This is a genomic window from Alishewanella sp. WH16-1, from assembly GCF_001441695.1.
Lineage (GTDB): Bacteria > Pseudomonadota > Gammaproteobacteria > Enterobacterales > Alteromonadaceae > Alishewanella > Alishewanella agri.
The window spans coordinates 109,372-122,085 of record NZ_LCWL01000122.1; the positions used below are offsets into that span (position 1 = coordinate 109,372).

15 protein-coding genes are annotated in these 12,714 nt (G+C 50.8%); 8 read left to right on the forward strand and 7 right to left on the reverse strand.

What is annotated here, in order from left to right:
- Positions 1-59: 59 nt before the first annotated feature.
- Entirely contained in the window at positions 60-1,211 is a 1,152-nt protein-coding gene (locus tag AAY72_RS13005) for a hypothetical protein (protein ID WP_057788012.1), read from the forward strand.
- On the opposite strand, the gene secF is transcribed toward AAY72_RS13005, so the two are convergent.
- On the reverse strand, positions 1,208-2,149 hold the full coding sequence (gene secF / locus AAY72_RS13010) for a protein translocase subunit SecF (RefSeq protein WP_057788014.1): 942 nt from the start codon (positions 2,147-2,149) through the stop codon (positions 1,208-1,210). The genes AAY72_RS13005 and secF overlap by 4 nt on opposite strands.
- Positions 2,150-2,228: 79 nt before the next feature.
- Positions 2,229-2,531, reverse strand: coding sequence for a hypothetical protein (locus AAY72_RS13015; RefSeq protein ID WP_057788016.1), 303 nt, complete (start codon positions 2,529-2,531; stop codon positions 2,229-2,231).
- 216 nt (positions 2,532-2,747) lie between these two features.
- Between AAY72_RS13015 and AAY72_RS13020 the strand changes: the two genes are divergently transcribed.
- From AAY72_RS13020 to AAY72_RS13040, 5 genes are all read left to right on the forward strand, one after another.
- Entirely contained in the window at positions 2,748-3,032 is a 285-nt protein-coding gene (locus AAY72_RS13020) for a J domain-containing protein (RefSeq protein WP_008983759.1), read from the forward strand.
- A gap of 6 nt (positions 3,033-3,038) precedes the next feature.
- Positions 3,039-3,623 carry a hypothetical protein gene (locus tag AAY72_RS13025; protein WP_057788018.1) on the forward strand — a complete coding sequence of 195 codons (585 nt, stop codon included), beginning with the start codon at positions 3,039-3,041 and terminating at the stop codon, positions 3,621-3,623.
- A gap of 2 nt (positions 3,624-3,625) precedes the next feature.
- Entirely contained in the window at positions 3,626-4,390 is a 765-nt protein-coding gene (locus AAY72_RS13030) for a hypothetical protein (RefSeq protein ID WP_008983761.1), read from the forward strand.
- Between the two features lie 11 nt (positions 4,391-4,401).
- Positions 4,402-5,298, forward strand: a complete 897-nt coding sequence (locus AAY72_RS13035; RefSeq protein WP_057788020.1) for a hypothetical protein — start codon at positions 4,402-4,404, stop codon at positions 5,296-5,298.
- A gap of 79 nt (positions 5,299-5,377) precedes the next feature.
- Complete coding sequence (locus tag AAY72_RS13040) at positions 5,378-6,229, forward strand: PA4780 family RIO1-like protein kinase (RefSeq protein WP_057788022.1); 852 nt, start codon at positions 5,378-5,380, stop codon at positions 6,227-6,229.
- A gap of 12 nt (positions 6,230-6,241) precedes the next feature.
- Here the strand turns inward: AAY72_RS13040 and AAY72_RS13045 are convergent, their stop codons facing one another.
- The 3 genes from AAY72_RS13045 to AAY72_RS13055 are packed head-to-tail and all read right to left on the reverse strand — an operon-like array spanning position 6,242 to position 8,577.
- A complete protein-coding gene (locus AAY72_RS13045) occupies positions 6,242-6,538 on the reverse strand; it encodes a hypothetical protein (RefSeq protein ID WP_040291446.1) in 297 nt (98 codons plus the stop codon).
- Positions 6,539-6,561: 23 nt separating this feature from the next.
- Positions 6,562-7,731: a VWA domain-containing protein gene (locus AAY72_RS13050; RefSeq protein WP_057788024.1), complete on the reverse strand. Its 1,170-nt coding sequence runs from the start codon at positions 7,729-7,731 to the stop codon at positions 6,562-6,564.
- On the reverse strand, positions 7,732-8,577 hold the full coding sequence (locus tag AAY72_RS13055; RefSeq protein ID WP_057788026.1) for a MoxR family ATPase: 846 nt from the start codon (positions 8,575-8,577) through the stop codon (positions 7,732-7,734).
- 112 nt (positions 8,578-8,689) lie between these two features.
- On the opposite strand from AAY72_RS13055, the gene cysK reads away from it, so the two are divergent.
- Positions 8,690-9,661, forward strand: a complete 972-nt coding sequence (cysK, locus tag AAY72_RS13060; protein ID WP_057788029.1) for a cysteine synthase A — start codon at positions 8,690-8,692, stop codon at positions 9,659-9,661.
- 104 nt (positions 9,662-9,765) lie between these two features.
- A complete protein-coding gene (locus AAY72_RS13065) occupies positions 9,766-10,212 on the forward strand; it encodes a hypothetical protein (RefSeq protein WP_008983768.1) in 447 nt (148 codons plus the stop codon).
- 17 nt (positions 10,213-10,229) lie between these two features.
- Here the strand turns inward: AAY72_RS13065 and AAY72_RS13070 are convergent, their stop codons facing one another.
- Positions 10,230-10,964 (reverse strand): enoyl-CoA hydratase, encoded by a 735-nt coding sequence (locus tag AAY72_RS13070; protein ID WP_057788031.1) that lies wholly within the window; start codon positions 10,962-10,964, stop codon positions 10,230-10,232.
- A gap of 4 nt (positions 10,965-10,968) precedes the next feature.
- The gene (gene ggt, locus AAY72_RS13075; RefSeq protein ID WP_057788032.1) at positions 10,969-12,708 is read right to left on the reverse strand and encodes a gamma-glutamyltransferase; all 1,740 of its coding nucleotides are present in this window, start codon (positions 12,706-12,708) and stop codon (positions 10,969-10,971) included.
- Positions 12,709-12,714: the final 6 nt, after the last annotated feature.

Sequence of the window (12,714 nt, forward strand, 5' to 3'; positions counted from 1 at the left end):
AACTTGAATTGTCATCCGACACTGGCAGAATACGCCTTTTATTTCCGGACTATTCGCTAATGAAACCTGCTGTTACATCTTTACTTTTCGCCGCTGGCTGCATTCTCAACCTTGCTGGCAACCTTGCTGGCAGCCTTGCTGTCGCGGCAGATACGCCTGCGCTATGGTTAACCGAGCAGCATCTCGCTGGCCAATGGCTCACCGATGGCAACGGGCAGACGATCCCGGATCCACAAAGTTCAGGGTTAACCTACCGCCATGGTGAACTGGTGCATATTGGCGATAATAGCGCGACCCCGGCGCTTAGAAACAAGCTGCTGCGGATCAACCCGGCAACCGGGCAGCTGGTCGCACCACCCCTCGCCATTAACGTTAACCCGGCGCTAAAACAGAGCTGCTTTGCCGAGCTGTTAGCCGGCGATCCAGACTGGGAATCCCTGACCTGGGATCGCCTGGACGACAGCACGCTAATCAGCGTCACCGAAGACTCCAGCAAATTTCACTTAACCGCAGATTGCGCCCGGCGCTTCGGCGTTACCCATTCCACCGCCTATCCGACCCTACTGGTAAAAATCCGTACCGATAAAGCCTTAAGCTTTGCCGAGGTCGTCGCGGTGCGGCCAGTACAGTTCCCGGCAGCAGCTCAGGTTGGTAACTTCCCAAATGATGGCATTGAAGGCCTGGCGTTTGACAATCAGCGTAACCTGTATCTGGCGCTGGAGAAAAATCAGGCCAATGCGCCGATGCTCTTTGTCACGCCCTATAGCGACGATTTCTGGCTCAGCGATGATTTTGTTAAGATTACCGACCTCAAGTTGCCGCTGCCGGTACCGGATGCCAAAGATCACCCGATCAATGGTCTGGACTTTCTACCAGCCAGAAAAGAGGGCCATCCCGGTTATCTGCTGGCTGCGGCACGCAATGATGATCAGCTCTGGGTGCTGGATTTAAGCCGGCAGCAACCGGCAAAGGTGATTCCACTGCGTTTTTACGCGCCGACCCGTCCAGACAGCAGTTGCCCGCCCTATGAGCCGCTGGCTAATACCTCGATCGAGGGTGTTGCCGTGGTAGGTGATCAGGTGGTGCTCGTCAACGATCCATGGAAGCGGCATTATCCGGAGAATATTCAATGTCCGGATAATGCTGCGGCGTTTCAGCAGTTCTCACCGCTAATCTTCAAGCTGGCTATTGACCCACGCTGGTTTAATTAGACTAAAGGCTCACCTTCTTCCGTTTCAACCGGCTTCGGTGGCATCAAGTCTTCACGACTCAGCCCCAGTAACACTGCCACCGAGCTGGCAACATAAACGGAAGAGTAGGTTCCCACAGCAATACCAAACAGCAGTGCAGTGGCAAAGCCATGGATTAAAGCACCGCCTTTAAAATACAGTACAAATAGCACTAGCATAGTGGTCGCCGAGGTGATCACGGTGCGGTTTAGGGTGGAGGTAATGGCCTGATTGACCGTTTCTAATACGCTTTCATCCCGCAGCTTACGGAACATTTCCCGTACCCGGTCAAACACCACAATCGTATCGTTAATCGAATAACCAATTAACGCCAGAATGGCTGCCAGTACCGTTAAATCAAATTCAATTTGCAGCAGTGAAAACAAGCCCAGCGTTAAAATCACATCATGTGCCAGCGCCAGTACCGCACCCAAGGATAAACGCCATTCAAAACGAAAACCAACGTAAACCAGGATCCCCAGTAAGGCAACCAGTACTGCCAGCCCACCATCCTGTTTTAGTTCTTCACCGACGCTCGGGCCGACAAACTCAACCCGACTCAGCGTCATCGCGACATCACTTTGTGCCTGCAATAGCTGAAACACTTGCTCGCCAAGCTGCTGCTGCACAGCGCTGGCGCCTGAAGGTAAGCGCACCAGCACATCGTTACTGCTGCCAAAAAACTGCACCACCGCTTCGGCATAGCCGGCCTGTGTCAGATGTTGACGCAATAAGTCCAGATTAGCCGCCTGGGCAAAACTTAATTCCAGCACGGTGCCGCCGGTAAAATCCAGACCCCAGTTAATCCCTCGGGTAAGTAACAATGCAATCGACAACAGCACTAACAGCGAGGAAAGCCCGACGGCAAACCAGCGAAAACGCATAAAATTTAAAGAGGTATCAAACTTAAATAGCTGCATAACAGCTCCATAACAATAAACCATAGCTAACGCGGATCAGTGACTGACCCAGCAACAAAAACAGCAAGCGATAACAGGTTTATTGTTGTGGTGGTGCGCGGGCACTAAAGCTGGGATGGAATGGGGTCTGATAAAAGTAAAAAACCGCAGCATTAAGCAGCTGGGAACCAGTTACAGCGATAGCTAACGGGCTGATACTGGCATTATCATCATTGTCGTCAGCGGCGGTAGCACGCTCATTTAAGCTGTAAACTTTTGCGGTGACGGCCGTTATCTGATGATCAGCAAGTGGCGCCAGCCGTAAATCTTGCACGGCAAAGCCTTGTGGCGTGCACAACAAGCTTAAATACAACAGGATGGCAAAACCGCTAAACCAGCGCATACATCTCCGCAACAGACAGGGTTCCCGGCAGGGAATCCACTTGTTAATGATGACGGTGCCCGGCAAAATTAACAAGATGCAGTGATAAAAAAACTGTCGCTATGCCCCGCCCCTGGCAATCTGCTATGATCTGCCCTTTAGCTTTGCAGCTAAGTTTGCTGCAAATAAGTTGCGATACGGCGCTAACCGTCTTTGGCGGTCTGAGGATTAACAGCTATGCAAAATCACTTTCGGGTACTGGGAATAAAGTCCAATGCCAGTGAGGATGAAATTAAAAAGGCCTACCGACGCTTAGCCAATAAGTATCACCCGGACAAGCTACATGGCCAGACCGAAGAGGAACAGGCTCAAGCCGCGATGCAATTGCAGCGCGTCAAAACAGCTTATGAGGTGCTGTCTGATCCCAAGCAGCGCAGTGCTTTTTTAAAAGATTTCAATAACGTTATCGTTTCCGATCCTACTGCCGCGATGCGTGAGCTGTGGGATGAATATTATGGGTGAAGCCAGATGGCAAAAAAGTTAAATCTGTCACATATCCGCCAGTTACAAACTGATGCTAAAGAAAATATCGAATCTTACAGCGATCCGGAAAACCCGAAAGCGCTGGAACAGTTCACCAGTAAAATGAAAGCAGTACTGTTAGCCGATCCGGTAATGCTGGAGTCCGTGCCGGAATACCTGCCGCTAGCCTTGGCCGGCCGGGTACAATTTCCGGCTGCAGCCAAAACGCAATGGCGACAATGGCTGGCCAGCGGAAAAATGCCGTCATGGGATGAGTTTAAAGTTTCAATTGCGTTTAATAATGCCGATCTGCCTTTAGTCAAAGCGGTCAGAACCCACTCTGAAAGCTTATTGATTGAAGCCTGTGCTGCATTATTTTTACTGGCTGAAGAGAAGCCGCTGCCCGCCGCCAAACGTAAAGCCAAACAAGATGCTAACGACGATAGCTACGAAGCTGATGAGCAGGCAGCGGACGAAGATGAAGACTATGCCGCCGACGATTATGATGGCTATGCTGCCGAGGATGACGACAGCGACGAAGAAGGCTATGACGATCAATATGATGAAATCCGCTTTAAGCACGAGGGCTAATAATGAGTACTGAGCTGATTAAAATCGCGGCTGACGAAATCCGGCAACTGGCGTTGGTCGAGCCAAAACAAGCGAGCGAGCGCTTTGAGATCATTGCCAACACCATGAGTGATGCGCAGCTGTCCGAAGTCATCGAACAAATTGACATCGTCACTCTGACCCAGATCAACAGTCAGCACGATCTGTCTTTTCCATCGATTATTTCTGAGCTGATGACGCCGGAGAAGATCCGTGACATCGTTTGTCAGCAACCGCTGTACTGGGAAGAAAAGATCAAAAACAATGCCGAAGAGCTGAAACAACATACCTTCGATTTTTTGACTTATCTGATCCGTACGCAGGAAACCGAAGAGAAACAGGCTGAAATACTGGAGTGTATCGCCGAAGATCCGGCTGGTTTATTCTATCTGTCGATCCCTTTTATCGAAATTTACCGAGGTGAAATTCTCGAATACGAGAACTATTGGGAAGACAAACTGTACGAAGATGAAGAACATCTGGAAGAAGCAGAAGCCTACACCGAACGGCAATTGGCAGAAGACGCCCATAACATCGGGTATGATGATCCCAAAAGTCTGCTGGCACTGATCCGGCAATTAACCCCGAAAGTTGAAACCTCGATTAAAGCCCTGATCCGCGATGAAAAATCAGGCTGGGAAAGCATTATCAGTAAGTTTGCGACTGAGCTGGTGATGCAGGCAAAAGAGAAAAACAAAGTCGAAGATGAATTTGCCGAAGTGGACGATATGTTCAGCTTTCTGGATTAAGGGATAGCGCCATGCAGTTAGTGGTTCGTGAAGCGTCAGCCGGTCCATTTTTAAGTCAGGTACTGCAACAAGCACTGTCGGAGCAACAACTCAGCGCCTTGCAATTGCAACAAATAAAAAGCAAAGCGGTGCTGATGAGCCTGAAATTTGCCGATAAATTTTACAATAAATATAAGATGCATTTATTGGAGCAAGCGGCTTATGACGTGATTGGTATTACCAGTCTCGGCTTACGGGCTCTGTCGGACGGTGATCCGCAGCAAGCATTGCAGGCACTGCTGAGTCAGGAAGGTATCGTTAAACCTTTTCAGAAAGGCTGGTCCATGCTGTCGGCGGTAAGCCGTAAAACGCCAGGCAAAAACTCCTTGTATGGCGAGGTCGATGAGCAGCTGTTGCAGCAAGTCTCCTCCCCTCCGGATGCCGAAGACTGGCCGGGCTGGCAGGCTTATCAGCAAGCACTGACCGAACACCATCGGCATCAGGCGATGCAACTGCTGCGGCAACAGTTTTACCAAAAACAAGTGTTTGATGAATTTGAACACTTTAGTCTGGAAGAAGTGCTGGCCGAAGTGGTGTTATACCGGGCGATCTGCAGTGGCGATAAAGTCCGCCAGGATCTGAAAAAGCGCTTGCGGCAGATTAATCTGGCCGAGCATTGGTTTAGCGAAACCTATCTGCTATTGCAGACCGAGGCGGTTTTAAGCGAGCTGCCAGCGGAAAACGCTGCAGCGATCCGTGCCGATCTGGGACAGCACTTTATTCCTGCCTTGTTGCGCACCTTGCAGTTTTGCCGTGATTATCAAAGTCTGCAGCAGACTGACGCTACTCCGGAAAAGCTGGATGCCTTCGAGCACAAACATGGCCTGCAGAGCCCGTTGCTCGGCTGGCCACATTATCTCGAACTCTGAACAACTGGTCAGACCGCACTCCGGTACCGGTCTGACCAGTGTTATTAACTACTATTAGTGACGACACTAAGGCCACACTATGAAAACCCCACCACGCTTACAACCACTACTTGATGAGGGGCTAATCGATGACGTGCTGTATGCGTTAATGAGTGGCAAAGAAGCCTCGGTGTATGTGGTGCGCTGTGGTGAGCGTATCTGTTGTGCCAAAGTTTATAAAGACGCGGCACAGCGTAGTTTTAAAAAAGCGGCGCAATATCAGGAAGGTCGCAAAGAACGCAGCTCGCGCCGCGCCAGAGCAATGGAAAAAGGCTCAGGCTATGGCCGTCAACAAGCCGAAGCCAGTTGGCAATCGGCTGAAGTTGATGCCCTGTTTAAATTAGCCGCTGCCGGTGTAAGAGTGCCAACACCTTATGGTTGCTATGATGGCGTGCTGTTAATGGAGGTGGTGCGGGATGCAGATGGCGATGTGGCGCCACGCTTAAATGATATCAGCTTAAGCGCGGAACAAGCCCGGCGCGATCACCAGACAATGATGCAGGCTATCTTGCGGATGCTGGCAGCCGGTCTGGTGCATGGCGACTTGTCAGAATTTAACGTGTTGCAGGACCCGACTGGCCCGGTAATTATCGACTTACCGCAGGCGGTGGATGCCGCAGCCAATAATAATGCGCGCTGGATGTTAACACGCGATGTCGATAATATTACCGCCTACTACGCCCGCTTCGCGCCTGAGCTTGCAGCCACCCGTTATGCTGATGAGCTGTGGGACTTATTTGAAGCCGGGAATCTGGATCCGAACCAGACGTTGACCGGCGTCTTTAGCAAAACTGCCGCTGCCGTTGACCTGGATGCGGTGTTACAAGAGATCCAGGCTGCCAGTGACGAAGCCGCAGCAAGGCGTGAGCGCCAGCAACATCCATCGGACTGAGCGATAAAAAGCTTAGCTTTTATGAATACCATAGCGTTTGAGATACCACAGCGCCAACGGCGTTTCCAGAATCAGATAGGTTACCAGCGTAAACCAGAACCAATTGCTGTTGCCAAACACCAAATCAAACTGCTGGCCACTGCCCCAAAATTTACTGCCAACAATCAGTAACGCCAAAGCCGTGGTTAACACGTCAAACAGCGCCACTTTACGCAGATCAGCTCCTGCCACCCGCGGATAAAACCAAAAGTAGGCGCTGCAGACCAGCACCAGATTTAAAAGAATTACCGCAAGTTCAGCAGTCACCATCATGTCCTGTTCTGTTTGCTACCTTAGCCAAGCACCTTAATCGCCGCACTTAATCCATCCAGCGTTAACGAAAACATCCGCTGCTGCATAATCTCGCGGATAATACTGATCGAATGATAATGCCGCCACCACTCAGCCGGCTGCGGATTAAGCCAGACGGCTTTTGGGTATTGCGCCAGCAAGCGCTCAAGCCACACCCGACCCGGCTCCTGATTCCAGTGTTCAACACTGCCACCGGGATAATCAATTTCGTAAGGTCCCATGGTCGCATCGCCGACAAAAATCAGCTTGTAGTCACTGCCATAGGTATGAATAAGATCTAACACGCTGATTTGCTCAGTATGCCGGCGCTGGTTATTGCGCCAGACGCCTTCATAAACACAGTTATGAAAGTAAAAAAACTCCAGATGTTTAAACTCGCTGCGCACCGCGGCAAACAGTTGTTGGCACAACGCGATATAGTCATCCATCGAGCCACCAACATCAAACAGCATCAGCACTTTCACCGCATTATGCCGCTCTGGCACAAAGCGCAGATCCAGATACCCCGCCTGCTCTGATGTCGCCTGAATCGTACCCTTTAAATCCAGCTCGGTTGCTGCACCGCTGCGGGCAAACCGCCGTAACTGCCTGAGCGCCAGTTTGATACTGCGGTTATTCAGCTCACTACTGCTGTCTAAATCTTTAAACTCACGTTTATCCCAAACCTTGACGGCGCGGCGGGCACCACTACCTTGCTGACCTATCCGCACCCCTTCCGGGTTAAAACCATAGGCACCAAAAGGCGAGGTACCGCCGGTACCAATCCATTTATTGCCACCAGCATGGCGTTTTTGCTGCTCTGCCAGCCGCTCACGTAACTGCTTTAGCAGCGCTTCCAAACTCCCCATACCTTGCAAGGCGGCTTTATCCTCTGCCGACAGTTGCCGGATAAGATCCGGAATTAACCAGTCATCCGGGATCTGACTGGCCAAATCGACTGCTGCTACACCTTCAAAATACTCGGCAAAAGCCCGGTCAAATTTATCGTATTGGCTTTCATCTTTTACCAGCGTAAGTCTCGCCAGTTGATAAAAGGCTTCCGTATCGGCAAACACCAGTTGCTGCTGCAGCGCATTAAGCAAGTCCAGCAGTTCGGTGATACTGGTTTTCACCCCCTGCTGACGTAGTGTAAAAAAGAAGTCGACCAGCATCTAGCGCCCTTGTCGCTTAGCTAAAAATGCCAGTTTTTCAACCAGCTGCACATCCTGCTCGTTTTTGAGTAAGGCTCCGAACATCGGCATCAAGCCACCTTGTTGCTGTTTTTGCTGTAATACTTCGGTGGGGATTTGCTCTGCCAGCAATAACTTTAACCAATCCAGTAATTCTGAGGTTGAAGGCTTTTTCTTCAACCCTGGCAGCTCGCGCAGCTCAAAAAATACCTCCAGGGCGGTACTGAGTAGCTGTTGGCGGATTTGCGGGAAATGCACCGCGACAATCTGGCGTAACGTGTCGGCATCCGGAAAGCGGATATAGTGAAAAAAACAGCGGCGTAAAAACGCATCCGGCAGCTCTTTTTCGTTGTTTGAGGTAATCAGCACAATCGGCCGCTGCGCCGCGCTAACCTGCTGCCCGGTTTCATGCACATAAAAGCTCATCCGGTCCAGCTCGTGTAACAAGTCATTCGGAAATTCGATATCAGCTTTGTCAATTTCATCAATTAACAACACTGGCCGCCGCTCGGCACTAAATGCCTGCCACAGCTTGCCGGGTTTAATATAGTTGGCAATATCATGCACCTTGTCGCTACCCAACTGACTATCCCGTAACCGCGACACCGCATCATATTCATACAAGCCATGTTGTGCCTTGGTAGTTGACTTGATATGCCATTGAATCAAATCGGTACCTAAACTCTGCGCCAGCTCTTCTGCCAACCGGGTTTTACCGGTACCGGGCTCGCCTTTTAACAGTAGCGGTTTTTCCAGTGTGATAGCGGCATTCACCGCCAGCGCTAGTTCAGCGGAAACGATATAGTTTTCAGTACTGTGAAATGACATAACTTCCTCGGGTTAAAGTGCAATCTGCTATAACTTATAGCCAAATGCTTCTTCAGTTTTTTATTAAGATGCGTATGCTTATAACCAATATCTTCTGATTCTGGAGTTTTTTATGGCTAATGTATACGCTGATAACACATTGTCGATCGGGCGCACCCCGCTGGTCAAATTAAACCGGGTGGTTAAAGGCGCTAATGTTTACGCCAAAATTGAAGCCCGTAACCCGAGTTTCAGCGTTAAGTGCCGCCTCGGTGCAGCACTGATTTGGGACGCCGAAAAGCGCGGGATCTTAACGCCGGAGAAAGAGTTGGTGGAGCCAACGTCCGGCAACACCGGTATTGCACTGGCCTTCGTTGCTGCCAGCCGCGGTTATAAACTCACCCTGACTATGCCTGCGACCATGAGCCTGGAGCGCCGCAAGCTGTTAAAAGCACTGGGGGCTAATCTGGTGCTGACCGAAGGCCCGAAAGGCATGAAAGGCGCTATTGAGAAAGCCAAAGAAATTCAGGCTTCTAACCCAGATAAATATCTGATCCTCGGCCAGTTTGATAACCCGGCGAACCCACAGATCCACTTTGAAACCACCGGCCCGGAAATCTGGCATGATTTGGATGGTCAAGTTGATGTATTTGTGGCAGGCGTGGGCACGGGTGGCACTATCACTGGGGTTAGCCGTTTCTTTAAACAGGAAAAACAGCATCCGTTGCTCAGTGTTGCTGTTGAGCCGGTGGAATCACCGGTGATTACCCAGGCCAAAGCGGGTGAAGAATTAAAACCAGGTCCGCACAAAATTCAGGGCATCGGTGCCGGCTTTATTCCGTCAGTACTGGAGCTGGATTTGATTGACCGGGTTGAGCAAGTCAGTAGCGATGATGCTATTGCTATGGCGCACCGCTTGATGAAAGAAGAAGGGATTTTAGCCGGTATTTCCTCAGGTGCTGCGGTGGTTGCTGCCGCCCGTCTGGCGGAATTACCCGAATATGCCGGTAAAAATATCGTGGTGATCCTGGCCAGCGCTGCCGAACGTTATTTAACGAGTCCGCTGTTTGCTAATGTTTTTAGCGAGCAAGAGCTATCGGCTTAACGCTGATTTCAGGTTAGGGGCCGCTTTTTGCGGCCCTTTTTCTTTACAGAACTGACAAAAGCACGCATTATTCCAGACAGCATCATCAATAAGACGGTAGTGTTATGCGTAATTATCTGGTTTTTATCGGCGTGCTGGCTTTATTGCTGGTTGGCTGCGAACGTAACCCGCAAGTTAATGCTCAGCTCGGGACGCCAGAGTACATCGCCGGTGAGTTTTTTCATGCGATATACAATGAAAAAGATCTGACTAAAGCAAAAGGCATGGCCACGGCGGATTATGCCAGTTTACTCAGCAGCTATGGCTCAGCGCGTCAGGCCGGCCGTACTTTGTTTAATATGAATTTTGATAACGTACAGATCAACGTCAATCGTAGTGGCCGTAATTTGCGCGAGCAATATCAAGATGACGCCACTATTCAGCTGATTTTGGACGGCGAGTTTGATGGTAAACGGATTCAGGAAGTGCGTACCGTGGTGCTGGTGCGCCAACGCGGCAAATGGCTGGTAAATGAGGTGCAGGCCGATAAATTTAGCACCTCAATCCGTTAGTCTATCGTCAACACGCCCTACTTACGACTAAAAAACGCCTGCAGTCGTTGCTGACAGGCGTCACTGTGCAGTAACTTACCAAAATCATTCAACTCTGCAGCTATTACCTGCTCAATCTGCGGTTGCTGCGCTTTGAGCAAAGCCTTACTGCGCAGCACCGCCTCCACTGGCAAAGCCGCCAGCGTTTTCGCTTTACTGGCAGCATACGCCAGTAAGTCCGATGCCGGCACCACTTCATTTACCAAACCAAAGGCGGCAGCTTGTTCACTACTAAAGGCTTCACCGAGCAATAAATATTGCGCGGCACGCTGATAACCGGCAATTTGTGGTAACAACAAACTGGACGCCGCTTCCGGACAAAGGCCAAGCTGAGTAAAAGGCAGCTGCAGCCGACAACCCGGCGCGGCATAAACCAAATCACAATGTAGCAGCACCGTGGTACCAATGCCGATGGCCAAGCCCGCTACCGCGGCTAACAGTGGTTTTGGAAAAGCCGCAACAGTGTACAAAAACTCCACCACCGGATGTTCGCGGTTAAGCTCGCCGGCACTGAGAAAATCCTGCAAATCATTACCGCTGCTAAAGCACTGTTCATTGCCCTGTAACAACACTACCCGTACCGCCGGATCCGCCACCGCCTGTTGTAAAGCTGCCGATAGTTGGCGATACATGGCAAGGTTAAGCGCATTTTTCTTATCGAACCTTTGCATACTGAGGGTCAAAACCCCTTCGGCTAACTGCTGCTGAATCATTCTGCTAGAACCCCGCTACCTTACCTTCGCGCCGCGGATCGGCGGCACCTGCTAACTGATCTGCCATCACTTCAATCGCATGCAAACCACTGTTTAAATCCTGTAACCTTACGTCATAGCCCAACTGCTGCAGTGCCGGGGCTAACTCCACCAGATCGGTGCCGGCCTCCAGTGCCAGATAGTCGTTACGGTGGGTAAAACGTGGCAGACTAATCGCTTGTTGTACATCCAGCTCCCAGTCCAAAACGGCAACTAAACTTTGCGCCACATAGTTAATAATGCGGCTACCACCGGGTGAACCAATCACCAGTTTTAACTGATTGTCAGCATCAAACACCATCACCGGCGCCATTGAACTGCGCGGACGCTTGCCGCCTTCAACCCGGTTCGCCACCAACAAAGCATCCACTACAGGCTCCAAGCTAAAATCGGTCAGTTGGTTATTTAATAAATAGCCATTTACCATCAAACCGGAGCCAAAGACGTTTTCAATACTAGTGGTCATACTCACGGCATTACCGGCAGCATCGACAATGGATAAATGGCTGGTATTAGGAAACTCTGGTACCGTGCCTGTGGCCAGCGCAATCGCGCCTTGCGGCTGACCAGCCACAAACTGCTGATCTCTGGCACCGATTAAGGTGGCTCGCTGCTTAAGATAGTCCGGCGCCAGTAAGCCCGCTATCGGTACCGTAACAAAATCCGGATCTGCCAGATAACGATCGCGATCGGCAAAGGCTAGGCGTGATGCCTGACTGATTAAATGTACGGCATCAAGGCTATTGGGCTTCAGCGCTTTTAAATCATACTGCTCCAATAAACCCATAATTTGCAACACGGCGATACCGCCGGAGCTAGGAGCCGTCATCGAGCAAATCTGATAAACCCGATAAGCAATACAGACGGCGTCCTTCTGCTGCGCCTGATAATTTGCCAAATCATCCAGACTTAACTGGCCGGGATTAATCGCCGCGTTATTGACTGCCTGCACCAGGGCGGCAGCATTCTCGCCCTGATAGAAAGCGCTGACACCTTCCGTCGCAATTTTACGCAACAAGGTTGCATATTGCGGATTTTTCAACACTGTACCTGCAGCCAGTGCCTGGCCATTTGGATAGTAAAAATCTTTCGCTGGTGACAGTTGCTTTAAGCCCTGATTCCAGCCGAGCGCGAGTTGCTTCGCCATCCGCTCATTAACAACAAAACCCTGCTCTGCAACGGTGATCGTTTCCGCAAATAACTGCGCCCACGGCAGTTTACCAAACTGTTGGTGCGCGTCAGCCAGGGCTTTTAATACGCCGGGGACCCCCACAGATTTACCACCAACATAGGCCTCGCGCCAACCCATCATCTTACCGTTGTCGCTGAACAGCCAGGGGCCGGCGGCGGCTGGCGCGGTTTCACGACCATCGAAACTGGTTAACTGACCAGTATCCGCCTGAAAATGTAAAATAAAAGCCCCACCACCAATACCAGAGCTTTGGGGTTCAACCAAGCCAAGCATCAGCTGTGTCGCAATAGCGGCATCTATAGCGCTGCCACCGGCAGCCAGAATCTTTTTACCCGCATCGGCTGCCAGCGGATGTGCGGCAGCCACCATCGCCCGCGGATAATGAGTAAGCTGCTGTTTGACCAGTCCGGTCGCGGCTTCCGGTTCACGGGTTTCCTGGGGCGAAGCCGCGATTGTCTGTAGCGGCAATAAGGCACAAAACAGTAAGCTAAGAGAGAGCGAGGTTTTTTTCATAATAAG